A 15,695-nucleotide genomic window follows, 5' to 3' on the forward strand; every position below is an offset into this window, starting at 1 on the left:
TGAGAAGTGAGGCGTACTTCCTGTACGTCGCAGCGACGAGCACTGGTGAGCAACGCCGCAGATGAGAGCTTTTCAGCAGCCTGACCGTCGGCGCGTCCTGGCTGGGAAAGTACACGGGGGAGAGACAGAAGCAGGCCATTCCCCCCTGAGCCCGTCCGGTGAGTGCGACGCCTGGCTGGCAAGACCCGAACGGGACACTCACAGGAAGTGAGTGGTCCGGCAGCACTGCAAAGAGGCAGGGGTCAGGCAACGCAAAGAGACCCAGGTGCAAGGCGCGGGCAAAGCGAGAAGGGAGGCGTACTCCCTGTACGTCGCAGTGACGAGCGATGCCCGGCAACGCAGCAGATGGGCCTCTTTGGGCAGCCTGCTGCCGGATCTCCAGAACAGGCGAGCAAACGATCCGGATAAACGGGCGTTCGGGGGGCGCGTTTTTGGGTCCTTTTTGGGCGGTCAAAAAGGACAATATCCGGAGGCGAAAAGTGGAACACCAGATGAGTCAAGCATGCAGAATCAATATTGCTTCCGCGTGGTAAGTGCTGGGGAAATAATTGACTAAGTCGATGCAGTAAGGTGCAAAAGTTAAGATGAAAGCTATGGTTCGCAGACAGTCTTTTCAGCGCCGGGTACTGGTGACGACGCTGGCGATAATTTTTGCGGGTATCTGGTTTTTGTCATTTATTGTCACCAGCTCCCTGCAGAAGGATATGGAGCGGTTACTGGCAAGCCAACAGTACGCTACGGTATCCCTGATGGCCCACCAGATTGAGCGGGGCTTTCAGGCTCGCGTCCAGGCCCTCGAAGAGTTGGCAGGCAGGGTTGGACAGCTGGGGATTGCCCATGATCTCGAGGCTATCCAGTCCATGCTCGAGTACCGGACTTCTCTGCATCAGCTCTTTAATGGCGGACTTCTCTTTGTGGATGAGGGCTTTACGGTTCGAGCCGATGCTCCGCCGCAGCCGGGACGTCGCGGTCTGACCTACGCCAGCAGCCCCTATCTGCCCACGGTTTTCCAGGAAAAGCGCACCGTCATCAGTCCGCCCCTCATTGGGGGAGCCCTGCAGAGGCCCCTGGTGGTTATCGCTGCTCCAGTCCTGGTTGACGGCAATGTGGTTGGCGTCATCAGCGGTGCTATCAATCTTGCCTTGCCGAATTTCCTGGACGATATTGCCGCCCAGGCTTATGGACACAGTGGCGGGTATCTGCTGGTCTCTCCCCGAGATGGGGTTTTTGTCACGGGAACCCAGAGCGATTATGTTATGGCAAGAGTGCCGGAATCCGGCATCAATCCGCAGTTTGATCGCTACATGTCGGGTTACGAGGGATCGGGGATTTCCGTCAGCTCAAAGGGGGTGGCCCAGCTCTCATCGGCCCACTCCATAGCCACTCCTGACTGGTTTCTGATGTCGATACTGCCTGTCAGTGAAGCCTTTGCACCCATTGCCCTCCTGAAGAAGCGCATCCTGCTCCTGGCCCTGGGTCTGACTCTGGTCAGTGGTCTGCTGATGGCCTGGGTTCTGCGTCGTCACTTCCGCCCTCTTCACCAGGCCATTCACAGCATCCGCAGCGCTGCCCGGGAGCCAGACCTCTTTCCTCAGCTCCTTGAGGTGCGGATGAATGACGAAATCGGCGAACTGCTCAAGAGCTTTAATGTCCTGCTGGAAACCCTTGGCCAGCAGCACCGCGAGCTGTGTGCCCGCGATGAATTGCTGGCCAAACTCTCCTCCCAGATTCCCGGCGTGCTGTACCAGTTTCGCCTCGGGCCCGATGGGCAGTTCACGGCACCCTATGTCAGCCATGGTATCCGGAAGATCTTCGAGCTGGAGTTTGAAGATGTCAAAGATGATGTCCAGGCAGTATTTCAGCGCATACACCCCGATGAGCTGGATGATGTGCTGCGCAGTATTGACGAATCGGCCCGCAACCTGACCCCCTGGCGTTCGGAGTTCCGGGTGCTCCTGCCCGGGCGGGGAGAGTCCTGGCGCGAAGGCTACGCCATGCCGGAAATGCAGGATGATGGCTCTGTGCTCTGGCATGGCTTTATCACCGATATCGACGAGCGCAAGCTGATCGAGGGACGCCTTCACCTGTTGAACGAGCACCTTTCCGAACAGGTGGAGCTGGAGGTGCAGGAGCGGCTGCAAAGCGAAGCCAAGTACCAGAACCTTTTCAATACCATTCCCGACGCCATCTTTATTCACCCCCTGGACGAGAACAATATGCCCGGTGTCTTTGAAGAGGTGAACGAAAGCGCGTGTCGCCTGCTGGGTCTGAGTCGGGAAGAGTTGCTGAAGCTCAGGCCCATGGACATTCTGCCTCCCGAGTATCACGGACAGGTGGCTGTGCGCATGGAGGAGCTCCTTCGCAAGAAGCACATTCTCCTGGAGCAGCCCTTGCGCACGGCCGACGGGAGAGTTCTGACCATTGAGCGCACCTCCAGCCTGCATGCCATGAACGGACGCCAGATTCTGTTCAGTATCGTGCGGGATATCACCGAGAAAAAACGTCTGGAGCGGGAGCGGGAGATGAACCAGGCGCTGCTGATCCAGCAGTCAAAGCTGGCGGATCTGGGTCACATGATCGGCGCCATTGCCCATCAATGGAAGCAGCCCCTCAACAATATTGCCATTATTGCCCAGTCATTGCCTGACATGCAGGAAACGGGTGAGCTGGATCGAAAAACCCTGGTGGACTACACGGATAAGCTGATGAACCTCATTCAGTTCATGAATCAGACTGTCGATGACTTCCGCAGCTTTTACCGGCCATCCCGTGAAATGGCGGCCTTCTCCCCCGCCGATGATGTCCGGGCGGTAGTCCAGCTGCTCCAGGATCGCCTGGCGCGCCATGGCATCGAAGTGGATATGGACACAGAGGGTGGCCCCCCTGCCTGGGGATACTCCGGAGAGTTCCGGCAGGCGGTGCTCTCTGTGCTCAATAATGCCATTGATGTACTGGTGGAGCGCTCCGTGCCACAGGGCCATATCGCCATTGAGCTGGGTGTGGAGGGAGACTTTGTCATGATTGCCATCGAGGATAACGGGGGTGGTATTTCTGCGGAGCTGCTGCCCGACAAGCTGTTCAATGCCTTTACCAGCACCAAGGGAGAGGAGGGAACCGGCATCGGACTCTCGCTGTGCAGAACCATTATAGAAGAGAAGATGGGTGGGCGGATAACTGCCCGCAATACCGATGGCGGCGCGCGCTTCACCTTCTGGCTGCCGTTGCACCAGGAAGAAACAAGAGAGGAAACGTAAAAAGTCCCGGTGGAATACTCCATCGGGACTTGTTGTATGTGTGGCGCCCCCGGCGCGATTCGAACACGCAACCTACGGATTCGTAGTCCGGCACTCTATCCAATTGAGCTACGGGGGCCTCTCAAACTGCTGGGGGAGCATACCCAAAGCGCCGTGAGATTGCAAGCAAAAATCTCACTTCAGAAAAACAAATGGATTTTCATAAAAACTCAGCTGATCGCTGTGGTTGAGTTCACGTAACTGCCCTGGCCGAGGAAACAGATTGCGCTGGGCCATCTGAAAGGGGCTCTTGCGCTCGGCGAAGTAGAGCAGGTCATCGAACATAAAGCTGAATTCCCCGCCGGAAAGGGTGAATTCCAGGTCTTTTGGGGGGCGATCCGAGCCCAGGGTCAGGGAGAGTGGCATATCGTCAAGGCGGATCTCCAGTTCGTCCAGATTGATATCCAGCTTCATGGAGGCGCTGGGTGAGTTGGATTTTTCCACAGAGATGGAAGGTTCGCGCAGCTGCCTCTCCTGAGCATCGGCCAGCTGAGGCAGTGGCGTCGCCTGTGAGGCCAGCGCCAGCAGACCAAGGCCCGTCAGCAGTATACCACTCCACCCGATTACTTTTCCCGGAACCATTTGAAAAACCACCTCAATGTCATTATCATGGGAAATTCATACACCGAAAAACGTTCTTTTTCAACTGTATCACCGAGGAGTACCATGCAGACTCTGTGTTATATCGTACGCGGAAAGGTTCAGGGCGTGGGTTTTCGCTACTTTGTCCACGGCGTGGCTCAGGCCATGGGCATCGCGGGAACCGTGGAGAATCTGCCCGATGGTTCCGTGCGTATTTATGCCTGCCTGGACGAAGCGGATCAGGCGACCTTCAAGGCCAGGGTTGCCGCCGGCCCACCCCTGTCGCGGGTGGAAGAAATCGAGGAAAGGAAAGTGCAGGCCCATGCCTTTGAGGGCTTTCGCATTGTGGGGTAAAGCATGGACAGTATCGCCAGACTGATGAGCGTTGGCAGGATCACCTACGACAAGGATCTCAACTCGTCACATTCAGGAAACATCTCTTTTCGAGCTTCCGATGGAAGCATCCATATTACCCGCCGGGGCTCCATGCTGGGCTTTCTGACCGAAGGGGACGTCATTCGGGTGGAGGCAGGCGGGGAGCACCCCCAGGCTTCCCGCGAACTGCCGGTGCACCGCGCCATTTACGACGCCAACCCCTCCGTCGGGGCAGTGGTGCACGTGCACGCCCTGCACGCCACCGTGCTCTCCACCTTTCACGATGAGATCCTTCCGGCCGATGCCGAAGGGCGCTACTACCTGCCCCGCATTCCCGTGCTGGAGTGCGCCAACCCCATCGGCTCCGACGAACTGGCCGCAGGGGTATCCAGCATACTGCAGCAGCAGCACGCCGTCATCGTGCGCTCCCACGGCGTCTTCGCCGCCGGCCGTGATCTGGACGAAGCGCTGCTGTACGCCTCCTGCACCGAAAGCATCTGCCGTATTCTCTACATGACCGCCCACTATCAGCAAAGGAGTCAGCCATGCGAATAGCCATCATCCTGGCCGGCGGCCAGGGCAGACGGATGGGCGCCACCCTCCCCAAGCAGTACCTTGAACTTGCCGGCAAGCCGATTCTGCAGCACACCCTTGAAACCTTCGTCAGTTTCGGCTTTTTTGATGCCTATGTTCTCGTGCGCCGACCTGAGGACGCTCCCATGGTCACCTCCATAGTGGAACAGGCACAGGTACCGGTTCCCGTCACCCAGGTGGAGGGAGGAGCCGAGCGGGCCGACTCCGTGCTGGCCGCCCTGCGCGCCATTCCCCATGCCGGAGCCCGGGTTTTTATCCACGACGGCGTGCGCCCCTTTGTGCGCCGCGAGCAGGTGGTCCGGCTCGAGCAGATGCTCAGCACCTACGCCGGGGCCATACTGGCCGTGGAAGCCCATGACACCATCAAGGTCGTCGTCGAGCCTCCCCTGATTCAGGGAACCTTCGATCGCCGCACCATCTACCACGCCCAGACCCCCCAGGCATTCGTCCTCGAAACCATCCGCACCGCCCTGGAGAAAGGCACTGCCGGCCTGACCGACGACGCTTCCGCCCTGGAACGCGAAGGACTGCCCGTGGCCGTTGTTCTGGGAGACCTGCGCAATATCAAGATCACCACTCCCGAAGACATGGCCATCGCTGAAGCCATACTGAAAGGCTTTTAGATGCCACACTGGATCGCGGGCAAAGACGCCCCCCTGGAAGAATCCGTTGCCGCCATGACCCGCATTCTGAAAGACCTGGGATTCGATCTGCAGGAATCGGCCTGGATGCATCAGATCGACCCCGTCTACTCGGTGCGCCTCTCCCAGCGGGACTGCCCCGCCGTGGCCTCCAACGGTAAAGGCACCACAGAGCTGGCGGCCCGCGCCAGTGCCCTGGGCGAAATGATCGAGCGCCTGGCCTGCCGTCACTTCTTTGCCGATTATTACCTGGCCCGCCAGGACGCCCCATGGGTTTACGACCCGCGCGAGCAGTGGTTCAATGCCAGCGAAGCTTCCCTGGAAACCATCTTTCCACCCCACCTGCGGGAAATCTACGACCCCACCGGCGAACTGGAACCCACCGACCTGCTGGACCACAATGGCCCGCTGGGCGATGGCCGCATCTGCTGCCTGCCCTTTGAACGCTCCAGCGATGGCAGCCGCCAGTGGCTGCCCGTCAGCCTGCTTGGCAACCTGTACGCCAGCAATGGCATGGCCGTCGGGAACAGCCTCGCCGAAGCGCGCGTCCAGGCCCTGTGCGAAATCATCGAACGCTCCGTCAAGTACCAGATGATCGGCCAGGGCCTCAGCCTACCAGTCATCCCTGCCGAAGTATGGCAGGGATTTCCCGCCGTGCAGTCAGCCGTGGAACAGCTTCAGCAGAAGGGCTACGGCCTGCGGCTGCTGGACGCCTCCCTGGGTGGCCGCTTTCCCGCCACCGCCGCCGTCCTCATGGAACAGACCAGTGGACGCTGCCTGTGGTCCTTCGGCTCCCATCCCCTGCTGGAAGTCAGCCTGGAACGCACCATCACCGAACTCCTCCAGGGACGCCCCCTCTACAGCGCCGAGGGCCTGCGCTTTCCCAGCTGGGATCGGGAAGCGGTGGCCAGCACCAGCAACCTGGAAACCCACTTTATCGACTCCAGCGGACTGGTACACATGGACAGCCTGCGCCAGCCCGCCGATTATGCCTTTACCCATTGGAACGGCTCAGCGGACAGCCATCAGCAGTGGCAGGACCTGCTCACCCTCTTTCAGGAGATGGGGCAGGATCTGTACCTCATCGACCAGTCTCACCTTGGGTTTCCCGCCTGCCAGATCATCGCCCCCGGATTTTCCGAAATCTATCCCCCCGAAGAGCTGGTGTGGAACAACACCTACCGGGCTGCCCCGCTGCGGCCACGGATACTGCGCCTGCCCCGCCTGAAGTACCCGGAAATCCATCAGTTGTGGCAGCAGTGGAATGAGCTGGACCCCGAACCATGGCGCCCCATGCTGGAAGCCCTGGGAATCGCCATGCCCATCAACCAGGAAGGCCTGCTGTGGCAGGATATGCTCAGCGGTGACGTGAAGATGCTGATTGCCCTGGCCGTGGGCGAGCGGGATGAAGCCCTGGAGTGGCTGGAACAGCGCCTCCAGCTCCCCTGCCACCATGGCCGCAACCAGGCCCTGCTGCACTGCCTGCACACCGTTCTGATGGAAAACCAGCAGGATAATGACGCGCGTCCACTGCCCCTGGAAGAGCTCATCGCTCCCGACATCCTGCGCCAGGCCCGACAGTTGGCCGCAGGGCACCTGAGCGCCCTGGAGGAGCTCCCCCTCGACAACAACAGCCCGCACCAGGCAGTGCTCAGCGCGTACCAGAAAATAGTGGATGCTTTCAAGACTAACTAGGGCGTGCTACTGCACGCGTTCAAACAAAGACAGGAGGTTAATAGATTAACTGTCAGGCAACTAGCTCGCATTATGTGTCTGGCTCTATTCGTTATACCTCAGTGGTACTTTTAATGAAAAAGTTGTTTCAATATGTCCATTAAGGGTTTGCTTGATATTTTGTTGTACTTTTATGCGAGAGTTTAAATGCTCGGTAGCAATTTTTTGCGCTAAAAACAATCCAAATCCAGAGCCATCTTCTTCAATTTCTTTTGCAGACATACCGCGAAAGAAAGGTTGGAAAATTTTATCACTTTCACATTCTAAAATTTTGGGGCCAAAAGAAGTTACTGAGATGTAAATATGTCCATCCCCGTCGTTAATATATACGGATATTGTAGACTTTTTTGGTGAATATTTAATTGCATTGTCAATTAAGGTGTGAGGTATAATTGAAAATGCCTTTGGGTTTCTTGTAATGTCAAATTGATTACTTCCGCTCACATTAATCTTGATGGATTTTGCATCGCTTTTCAATTTATAAATTCGGATGTATTTTAAAAAACACCCGTAGATGCGAAAAGACTTGTAGTCATCTTCTCTATAGAGCCAGCTTGTGTCTTGAATCGCTTTTGCCAAAGTTATTTTTTCGTCTAACATTTTACTGGCGTAATATATTGCCACTTCCTCGTGGCTGCAATTCTTTAAGATGTCGTCATTTATTTCTTCTGCGCCAGTTTTTTCTAGTATTGAGACATTGATGTTTTTGATAATGGTGCTGTTGATTTGCTGATAGTCGTGCAAAAAAGAAAGGTTTTTTTGAAGCTCATTTTTGATGGGATTAAAAAAATTATCTTTGTACATGTTGTTTGATACGTAATTGTCTAATGTGGAGCTTTTTAGCTGTGCAATTTCTGATTCGGTATTCTTCAGTAGCTCATCACTGTGTTTAATATAATTGTCTATGAAGCTATTCGTTACTGTGCATTCAGGTGAGTCGTATAAGCGTTTCTTTTTTTGTTTTGAATTGTTGATGTCTTTAATGCAGAATCCAAATAAAACTATTGTGTTGTGTTTTATGTAGTTTAAACCGTAAGAGCATTCAAGCATCGCATTATGCGTTGGAGTTTTGCATTGGTGAGAAGTGCATTTCTTGCACGAATTTCCCATTTTTATTATTGCTCCATCAATAGCTGAGTTGTTTTTCCAGTGAGGGAATATTTCTTTCACTTATACAGGCCTTTCAGTGATGAATAGGTGTTAATTGCAAAAGTGACAACGGATAATATGAACGTAATTGATTCTTGCGGCAGTTGAAATGGTGCAATTTTTTTCTCGAAGTACTTAGGGTTTGAGTTGGCAATGCTTTTATTGAAAATCTTTTTTATTGTCGCTTTATTGTCAACCTCGCCAAAAGTTTGCATGATCATATCTAAGTAATATTCGTATGAAAATCTTTTTCTTATGAAATGGTCTACCTTTTGTTTGTATTCAAAGAAATCCTGTGCTTTGTCAAGGGTGCCGTTTGCCAACTTGAAGAAGTCCTGATATGCAAGTTTGTAATCAGCATTTGAGTATGCAAGTATGATTTGACATGGGTTTACAGTCTTAATATGTTTGAGGACTCCAAGCCCTTGCTCTGATGAAAAATTTCTCCCGACTCCTTGGATATCTAAAAGGATAATGTCATATTCGCCATTCTCAAGAGAGTTGATATCCTTAATATCTATGTCATCCCATGTGTCAATTGCATAGCGTGCTTCTTTAAATAATCTTTCGTATTCGAATGGGTTGTCATCAATTACTAAAATTCTAGTACGCTTTTTAAGTTCCTCGAATTCGATATCTGGCCATTTAAGTCTATTAAAAAAACATAACCTGGTAAGCATGTGTCACCTTTTTACTGCTAATGGGTTCAGGTAGAGTGCATGGATATTAGTTGTCAAAATACTTCAAGATGCCATTATTGTGGAAATTGGTAGCTGCAAGTATTATTTTAAGGCTTTGGCCAAGGCATATACACGATGTTGCTTTAACTGATTAACCCCAGCATAACGCTGGAAGATGGAAAGCTGCATAGTCTTGTGTTTTGCATGAATATAATATAGCCCTGCCCATATAAGGATAGCAAGGGAGATTCAACCTATTCCTCCGGCTAGGGTAGTAAAAGATTGATATGCATCAGGGCTTCAACCGTTGCCAGTCAAAGCCCTGTTATTCTTGCTTAAATTCCTTACCCCCTTTTGGAAGCGCCTTCCATGCGGTGCCGCTCCTGTCCGTCCAGAATAGCCTTGCGCAGGCGGATGTTCTTGGGGGTCACTTCCACCAGCTCATCTTCACGGATGAACTCAATGGCGCGTTCCAGGGTCATGGGCAGTACGGGAGTCAGGGCGATGGCGTCGTCCTTGCCGCTGGCGCGCACGTTGGAGAGCTTCTTCTCCTTGCAGGGGTTGACGTTGAGGTCGTTGTCCCGGTTGTGCTCGCCGATAATCATGCCCTCATAGACTTTGGTGGCGGGAATAATGAAGAGCACGCCACGGGGCTCCATATTGTAGAGGGAGTAGCCGGTGGCTTCGCCCTGGCGATCAGAGACCAGGGAGCCGCTGAGGCGGCTGGCAAAATCGCCGCGATGGGGCTCGTAGCCGCTGAAAATGGAATTCATGATGCCGGTGCCACGGGTATCGGTGAGGAACTGGCTGCGATAGCCGATCAGGCCCCGCGAAGGGATGCTGAACTGCACCCGCACTCGCCCGGTGCCACGATTGGTCAGGTTGACCATGCGACCCTTGCGGTGGGAGAGTTTCTCCGAGATAACGCCCAGGTAAATCTCCTCGCAGTCGATATAGACATCTTCGATGGGCTCCAGCAGGGTTCCGCCTTCATCGCGGCGGTAGATGACCTCCGGTTTGCCCACCATGAGTTCAAAGCCTTCACGGCGCATGGTTTCAATGAGAATCGCCATCTGCAGTTCGCCCCGGCCTTTCACGATAAAGGTATCGGAGTTGGGCGTCTCTTCCACTTCCATGGCCACCGAGCGCAGGGTTTCGCGCTGCAGGCGCTCGCGGATCTTGGTGGACTGCACCAGTTTGCCCTCCTGGCCGGCAAAAGGAGAGGTGTTGGGGGCGAAGCGCATGGAGACCGTGGGACGGTCAACCCGCAGGCGGGGCAGGACCTTGGGTTGCTCCTTGGTGCAGATGGTGTCGCCGATATGCACATCTTCTACGCCAGCCAGAATCAGGATGTCGCCAGCCTGCACCTGTTCGGCCTCTTCCATCTCCAGCCCAGCGTAGACCTGCACCTTCTTGATTTTCAGGGAGTGCTGCTCGCCCGTTTCGCCAATGCACACCAGGGCGGTGTTGCGTTCCATGGTGCCGTGGGCGACGCGGCCGATGGCCAGGCGGCCCAGGTAATCGGAGTAGCCCAGGTCGGCCACCAGCATCTGGAAGGGTTCAATGGGGTTGTGGCGGGGGCCGGGAATCTTCTGGAGGATCGTATCCATCAGGGGTTTCAGGTTCGTGGATTCGTCTTCGAGCTTGTGCTTGGCGATGCCCTGAATGCCGATGGCGTAGAGGACGGGGAAGTCGATCTGCTCGTCATTGGCGTCCAGATCGATAAAGAGATCGTAAACCTCCTCCAGCACTTCATCAATGCGGCTGTCGGGACGGTCGATCTTGTTGATGACCACCACAATGTTCAGGCCCAGATCCAGGGCCTTTTTCAGTACAAAGCGCGTCTGGGGCAGGGGGCCTTCCGAAGAGTCCACCAGCAGAATGGCACCGTCCACCATGGCCAGGGCCCGCTCCACCTCGCCGCCGAAATCGGCGTGGCCGGGAGTATCCAGAATATTGATCTTGACGCCTTCCCATCGCACCGAGCAGTTCTTGGCGGCAATGGTAATACCCCGTTCCCGCTCCAGATCCATGCTGTCCATCACCCGCTCATCCACGGACTGGTTGTCACGGAAGAGACCGCTCTGGCGAAAAATCTGGTCAACGAGCGTGGTCTTGCCGTGGTCGACATGGGCGATAATGGCGATATTGCGGATGGAATCATTGGTGCTGAGCTGGGACATGGGGGACGTTCTCCTGTTGTGTCTGGAATCTGGTAAAGTATTTCGCGGATATTCGGGAAGGCAAGTCTTTACCATAACATCAGGCAAAATGAAATAGGCCTGAAAAAAAGGAAAGCGTGAAGAGTGCGAAAATGGGGAATCCCCCACGGCATATCAGCGAATTCTTGTCCTTTTTGATCACGTAAAAAGGACACAAAAACGCGCCCCCCGAAACAGGAGGTTATCGGTGCCGACCCTTATACCGTGATGAAATGGAGGAAATGGTTCTACGCAGACTGTGTTGTTTGGTATTGTCCTCCCTTTGTTTATGCGTTTCTTTTGCCACTTTTGACTCGCCAAAAGTGGCGCAAAAGCGACCCCCAGTGCTGTCCTTTTCAGCCGTCCGCTTGCCTGGAACTGGGGACCGCAAACAACCGCCCTCCGTGGCTTTTGGTTTGCGGTTGCCGCCGTCGTGGCGTCAACCCTGCGGGTCTACCGCGTTCCAGTCAGCGCGTCCTGGCTGGGTCAGCACACGGGGGAGAGACAGAAGCAGGCCGTTCCCCCCTGAGCCCGTCCGGTGAGTGCGACGCCTGGCTGGCAAGACCCGAATGGGACACTCACAGGAAGTGAGTGGTCCGGCAGCACTGCAGGGAGGCAGGTGTACTCTCTGTACGTCGCAGTGACGAGCGATGCCCTGCAACGCAGCAGATGGGGCTCTTTGGGCAGCCTGCTGCCGGATCTCCAGAACAGGCGAGCAAACGAGCCGGAAAAACGGGCGTTCGGGGGGCGGTTTTTTTGGTTCTTTTTTGGCCGTACCAAAAAAGAACGATGAACTTCATAGTCTGGACACTGCACAAGTCAAGGAGGGCAAGTTGAAGTGTCCTGCGCACTCCCTGCTGCTTCAGGGCTCCTCACCCTTGAATGGCAATCACTTTTGCTGCACAATAACCGCAAACCAACAGCTTGCGAGAACTCAGGAGGCACCATGGGCGAAGACAGGGGCTACGTGCAGATCTATACAGGTAATGGCAAAGGCAAAACCACCGCCGCCCTCGGGCTGGCCCTGCGCTGTGTCGGGGCGGGATACCGGGTCTACCTGGGGCAGTTCATCAAGACGGCGGATACTTCGGAGGCCAAAGCCATTGCCATGCTGCAGGGAGGCATTGTCCATGAAACCTTCGGCAGTGGGCGCTTTATCATGGGCGCTCCGGACGAAGACGAGTTGGCCCGCGCCCGTAATGGCCTGCAGAGGGCCAGGGAGGCCCTGCACAGTGGACAGTATCGGCTGGTGATCCTGGACGAAATCATCGGCGCCATGGGTGCCGGCGTGCTGGCCGTGGAAGAGGTGGTTCAGCTGATTCGCAACCGTCCTGATTCCGTCGAGCTCGTATTGACTGGACGCAATGTGCCCGCGCCCATTCTGGAACTGGCTGATCTGGTCACGGAAATGGTCCCGCTGCGCCACTACTTTGACGCCGGAGTTCCCGCGCGAACCGGCATTGAAATGTAAACCAGCTCTTGTTTACAGATATTGCCCTTTTTGACCGCGTAAAATGGACACAAAAACGCGCCCCCCGAAACAGGAGGTTATCGGTGCCGACCCTTATACCGTGATGAAATGGAGGAAATGGTTCTACGCAGGCTGTGTTGTTTGGTATTGTCCTCCCTTTGTTTATGCGTTTCTTTTGCCACTTTTGACTCGCCAAAAGTGGCTGGGAAGCGACCCCCAGTGCTGTCCTTTTCAGCCGTCCGCTTGCCTGGAACTGGGGACCGCAAACAACCGCCCTCCGTGGCTTTTGGTTTGCGGTTGCCGCCCTCGTGGCGTCAACCCTGCGGGTCTACCGCGTTCCAGTCAGCGCGTCCTGGCTGGGTCAGCACATGGGGGAGAGACAGAAGCAGGCCGTTCCCCCCTGAGCCCGTCCGGTGAGTGCGACGCCTGGCTGGCAAGACCCGAATGGGACACTCACAGGAAGTGAGTGGTCCGGCAGCACTGCAGGGACGCAGTGTCTGCTGGATCTCCAGAACAGGCGAGCAATGAGCCGGAAAAACGGGCGTTCGGGGGACGGTTTTTTTGGTTCTTTTTTGGCCGTACCAAAAAAGAACAATAAATTCATAGTCTGTGCTGCTTGAGGCAAACAGTGTAAATTGAAGCAATTCACTGCGTTATCAGCGGCTCCGCGAGAGGAAATGGATTTTCCTGCATTCGAAAATAACCTGAATAATTCCACGGAAATACGCTTTGGAGGCATCATGCAACACCTCAAAGAAAGCATTCGGCAGTTCTGCCGCGAACGCGACTGGGAGCAGTTTCACTCCCCCAAGAATCTGGCCATGGGCCTGAGTGTGGAAGCCGCCGAACTGCTGGAAATATTCCAGTGGCTCAGCGAGGAGCAGAGTCGCAACCTGAGCCCGGAGCAGCGGCAGCGGGTCAGTGAGGAGGTGGGCGACGTGCTCATCTTTCTGGTCAACCTGTGCGACAAGCTGGGTCTCGACCCCCAGGCCTGCGCCATGGAAAAACTGCAGGCCAGCGCCGCCAAATACCCGGCGGAGCTGGTAAAGGGGAGTGCCCGGAAGTATACGGAGTATTGACAGGCTGCTGTCCCCCCCCATCTGCGGTGTTGCCCACTGTCGCTCGTCATTGCGATGTACGGGGAGTACGCTTCACTCTTCGCTTTGCGGGCGCCTTGCACCTGTGGATTTTTCAATTACCTGCGTCACTGTGAGAGTGACGAGTTTTTCAGCACTCTGTGAAAAGGAGGGACCATGTCCGCAACTATCGTCTACATGACCGCCGGAAGCGAGGAGGAGGCTCGCCGCATTGGCCATGTCCTGGTGGAGGAGAAGCTGGCTGCCTGTGTGAATATTCTGGGTGGCATCACTTCCCTCTACTGGTGGGAGGGGGCGGTGCAGGAGGGGGGCGAGGTGGCTTTTCTGGCCAAAACCCGTCCAGAGCTGGTGGATGAGCTTGCCCGGCGGGTGGTGCAGCTGCACTCCTACGACTGCCCCTGTGTGGTGAGTCTGCCGGTGGCTGGTGGTCATCCGGCTTTTCTGCAGTGGATCGGCGAGAGTACCAGGTGAACCTGGTCTGGCTGCGCAATGATCTGCGCATAAGCGATCAGCGTGCCCTGGGCGCGGCTGCTGCGGAAGGCGGTTCCGTACTGGCCGTCTTTTGTCTTTGCCAGCGACAGTGGCAGCGCCACCACATGGCTGCGGTGCGCCGGGATTTTCTGCTGCGCAATCTGGAGTGCCTGCGCCTGCAGCTGCAGGCCGTGGGTATTCCCCTGTTTGTTCTGGACTGCCACGACTTTGCCGCTGTGCCAGAGGCACTGCTGAAGCTTGCTCGCACCACCGGCGCGCGCAGGCTCTTTTTCAACGAGGAGTACGCCATCGATGAGTGGCGGCGCGATATGGCGGTGGAGCGATGTTTCCGGGAAAACGGCATGGAGGTGCGGCGCTGCTGTGACCACGTGGTGGTTCCCGCCGGGCAGCTGCGCAGTGGTCGCGGGGAGTGCTATCGGGTCTTCACCCCCTTCCAGAAGGCCTGGCTGAAGCTGGTGGTGGAAAATCCGGCCCTGCTTGCGCCTGCTCCCATCGTGAACACGCAGCCGCACCCTTTCCCCGGCGACGGCGCTGCACTTCCCACGGATACCCCCCACCCGCTGGCCCACCTGTGGCCCGCCGGGGAGGCCGAGGCCCAGCGCCGCCTGCAGGCTTTTCTGGACGGCCCCATCCGCCGCTACCATCTGGATCGGGATTTCCCCGCCATAGAGGGTACCAGCGCCCTTTCGCCCTACCTGGCCTGCGGGGTTCTGTCCATTCGCCAGTGTGTCAGCGCGGCTCTGGAACTGGCCAACGGGGGCAGTGAAGGGGCGCGGGTGTGGCTCAGTGAACTCATCTGGCGGGAGTTCTTCCAGCACATTCTGCGCGCTTTTCCACGGGTCAGTACAAACCGCGCCTTTCAGGAGCATACGGAAACCGTAGCCTGGCGTTATGATGAAGGGGAGTTCGCCGCCTGGTGTGAGGGGCGCACCGGCTACCCCATCGTGGATGCCGCCATGGCACAGCTGCACTCCACCGGCTGGATGCACAACCGCCTGCGTATGATCTGCGCCATGTTTCTCACCAAGGATCTGCTTATCGACTGGCGCTGGGGCGAGCGCTACTTCATGGAGCACCTGGTGGATGGCGACCTGGCCGCCAACAATGGTGGCTGGCAGTGGGCCGCTTCCACCGGCACCGATGCCGTACCCTACTTCCGCGTCTTCCATCCCACCACCCAGTCAAAGCGCTTTGATCCTCACGGGAAGTTCATCCGCCACTTTTTGCCTCAGCTGGCAGAGCTTGACGAGAAATACATCCACGAACCCCATGACAGCAGCGGCCTTTTGAGGCCCGACATCGATTATCCCCGGCCCATGGTGGACCATAAAGTGGCCCGCCAGCGGGCCATTGACGCATTCTCCCGCAACCTGAAGCCGAGGTGAC

The 15,695-nt window shown here is 56.1% G+C and carries 13 protein-coding genes and 1 tRNA gene; 9 read left to right on the forward strand and 5 right to left on the reverse strand.

Going from position 1 to position 15,695, the window contains the following annotated elements:
• The first annotated feature begins 584 nt into the window (after positions 1 to 584).
• Positions 585 to 3,254 carry a PAS domain S-box protein gene (locus ACZ46I_RS04455; RefSeq protein ID WP_464281557.1) on the forward strand — a complete coding sequence of 890 codons (2,670 nt, stop codon included), beginning with the start codon at positions 585 to 587 and terminating at the stop codon, positions 3,252 to 3,254.
• Positions 3,255 to 3,295: 41 nt separating this feature from the next.
• Here the strand turns inward: ACZ46I_RS04455 and ACZ46I_RS04460 are convergent.
• Positions 3,296 to 3,372 (reverse strand) — tRNA-Arg (locus ACZ46I_RS04460).
• A gap of 56 nt (positions 3,373 to 3,428) precedes the next feature.
• Entirely contained in the window at positions 3,429 to 3,875 is a 447-nt protein-coding gene (locus tag ACZ46I_RS04465; protein ID WP_464281558.1) for a hypothetical protein, read from the reverse strand.
• A gap of 84 nt (positions 3,876 to 3,959) precedes the next feature.
• Between ACZ46I_RS04465 and ACZ46I_RS04470 the strand changes: the two genes are divergently transcribed.
• From ACZ46I_RS04470 to ACZ46I_RS04485, 4 genes are read left to right on the forward strand one after another with little or no spacing between them, the layout of a single operon-like run.
• Positions 3,960 to 4,229, forward strand: a complete 270-nt coding sequence (locus ACZ46I_RS04470) for an acylphosphatase (protein ID WP_464281559.1) — start codon at positions 3,960 to 3,962, stop codon at positions 4,227 to 4,229.
• Between the two features lie 3 nt (positions 4,230 to 4,232).
• A complete protein-coding gene (locus tag ACZ46I_RS04475) occupies positions 4,233 to 4,805 on the forward strand; it encodes a class II aldolase/adducin family protein (protein ID WP_013507092.1) in 573 nt (190 codons plus the stop codon).
• On the forward strand, positions 4,796 to 5,467 hold the full coding sequence (gene ispD, locus ACZ46I_RS04480; RefSeq protein ID WP_013507091.1) for a 2-C-methyl-D-erythritol 4-phosphate cytidylyltransferase: 672 nt from the start codon (positions 4,796 to 4,798) through the stop codon (positions 5,465 to 5,467). The genes ACZ46I_RS04475 and ispD overlap by 10 nt, the downstream gene beginning before the upstream one ends.
• Positions 5,468 to 7,180: a YcaO-like family protein gene (locus ACZ46I_RS04485; RefSeq protein WP_464281560.1), complete on the forward strand. Its 1,713-nt coding sequence runs from the start codon at positions 5,468 to 5,470 to the stop codon at positions 7,178 to 7,180.
• An 84-nt stretch (positions 7,181 to 7,264) separates the two neighbouring features.
• Here the strand turns inward: ACZ46I_RS04485 and ACZ46I_RS04490 are convergent, their stop codons facing one another.
• The 3 genes from ACZ46I_RS04490 to typA all read right to left on the reverse strand — a co-directional run bounded on the left by ACZ46I_RS04490 (position 7,265) and on the right by typA (position 11,231).
• On the reverse strand, positions 7,265 to 8,389 hold the full coding sequence (locus ACZ46I_RS04490) for a sensor histidine kinase (protein ID WP_464281561.1): 1,125 nt from the start codon (positions 8,387 to 8,389) through the stop codon (positions 7,265 to 7,267).
• Complete coding sequence (locus ACZ46I_RS04495) at positions 8,386 to 9,048, reverse strand: DNA-binding transcriptional response regulator (RefSeq protein WP_226508212.1); 663 nt, start codon at positions 9,046 to 9,048, stop codon at positions 8,386 to 8,388. Before ACZ46I_RS04495 ends, ACZ46I_RS04490 begins: the two co-directional genes overlap by 4 nt.
• Positions 9,049 to 9,392: 344 nt before the next feature.
• On the reverse strand, positions 9,393 to 11,231 hold the full coding sequence (typA, locus tag ACZ46I_RS04500; RefSeq protein WP_464281562.1) for a translational GTPase TypA: 1,839 nt from the start codon (positions 11,229 to 11,231) through the stop codon (positions 9,393 to 9,395).
• Positions 11,232 to 12,087: 856 nt separating this feature from the next.
• Here typA and cobO point away from each other — a divergent pair.
• The 4 genes from cobO (at position 12,088) to phrB (ending at position 15,694) form a co-directional block, all read left to right on the forward strand.
• Positions 12,088 to 12,720, forward strand: a complete 633-nt coding sequence (gene cobO / locus ACZ46I_RS04505; RefSeq protein WP_464281563.1) for a cob(I)yrinic acid a,c-diamide adenosyltransferase — start codon at positions 12,088 to 12,090, stop codon at positions 12,718 to 12,720.
• Between the two features lie 740 nt (positions 12,721 to 13,460).
• Positions 13,461 to 13,799: a nucleotide pyrophosphohydrolase gene (locus tag ACZ46I_RS04510; RefSeq protein WP_013507087.1), complete on the forward strand. Its 339-nt coding sequence runs from the start codon at positions 13,461 to 13,463 to the stop codon at positions 13,797 to 13,799.
• Between the two features lie 174 nt (positions 13,800 to 13,973).
• Positions 13,974 to 14,288: a divalent-cation tolerance protein CutA gene (gene cutA / locus ACZ46I_RS04515; RefSeq protein ID WP_013507086.1), complete on the forward strand. Its 315-nt coding sequence runs from the start codon at positions 13,974 to 13,976 to the stop codon at positions 14,286 to 14,288.
• Positions 14,285 to 15,694, forward strand: coding sequence for a deoxyribodipyrimidine photo-lyase (gene phrB / locus ACZ46I_RS04520; RefSeq protein ID WP_464281564.1), 1,410 nt, complete (start codon positions 14,285 to 14,287; stop codon positions 15,692 to 15,694). Before cutA ends, phrB begins: the two co-directional genes overlap by 4 nt.
• The last annotated feature ends 1 nt before the right edge of the window (position 15,695 follow it).

The organism is Desulfurispirillum alkaliphilum, assembly GCF_055378285.1.

Coding starts and splice junctions, on each gene's coding strand:
- ACZ46I_RS04455 (WP_464281557.1), top strand. CDS start 585: ATGAAAGCTATGGTTCGCAGACAGTCTTTTCAGCGCCGGGTACTGGTG.
- ACZ46I_RS04465 (WP_464281558.1), bottom strand. CDS start 3,875: ATGGTTCCGGGAAAAGTAATCGGGTGGAGTGGTATACTGCTGACGGGC.
- ACZ46I_RS04470 (WP_464281559.1), top strand. CDS start 3,960: ATGCAGACTCTGTGTTATATCGTACGCGGAAAGGTTCAGGGCGTGGGT.
- ACZ46I_RS04475 (WP_013507092.1), top strand. CDS start 4,233: ATGGACAGTATCGCCAGACTGATGAGCGTTGGCAGGATCACCTACGAC.
- ispD (WP_013507091.1), top strand. CDS start 4,796: ATGCGAATAGCCATCATCCTGGCCGGCGGCCAGGGCAGACGGATGGGC.
- ACZ46I_RS04485 (WP_464281560.1), top strand. CDS start 5,468: ATGCCACACTGGATCGCGGGCAAAGACGCCCCCCTGGAAGAATCCGTT.
- ACZ46I_RS04495 (WP_226508212.1), bottom strand. CDS start 9,048: ATGCTTACCAGGTTATGTTTTTTTAATAGACTTAAATGGCCAGATATC.
- typA (WP_464281562.1), bottom strand. CDS start 11,231: ATGTCCCAGCTCAGCACCAATGATTCCATCCGCAATATCGCCATTATC.
- ACZ46I_RS04510 (WP_013507087.1), top strand. CDS start 13,461: ATGCAACACCTCAAAGAAAGCATTCGGCAGTTCTGCCGCGAACGCGAC.
- cutA (WP_013507086.1), top strand. CDS start 13,974: ATGTCCGCAACTATCGTCTACATGACCGCCGGAAGCGAGGAGGAGGCT.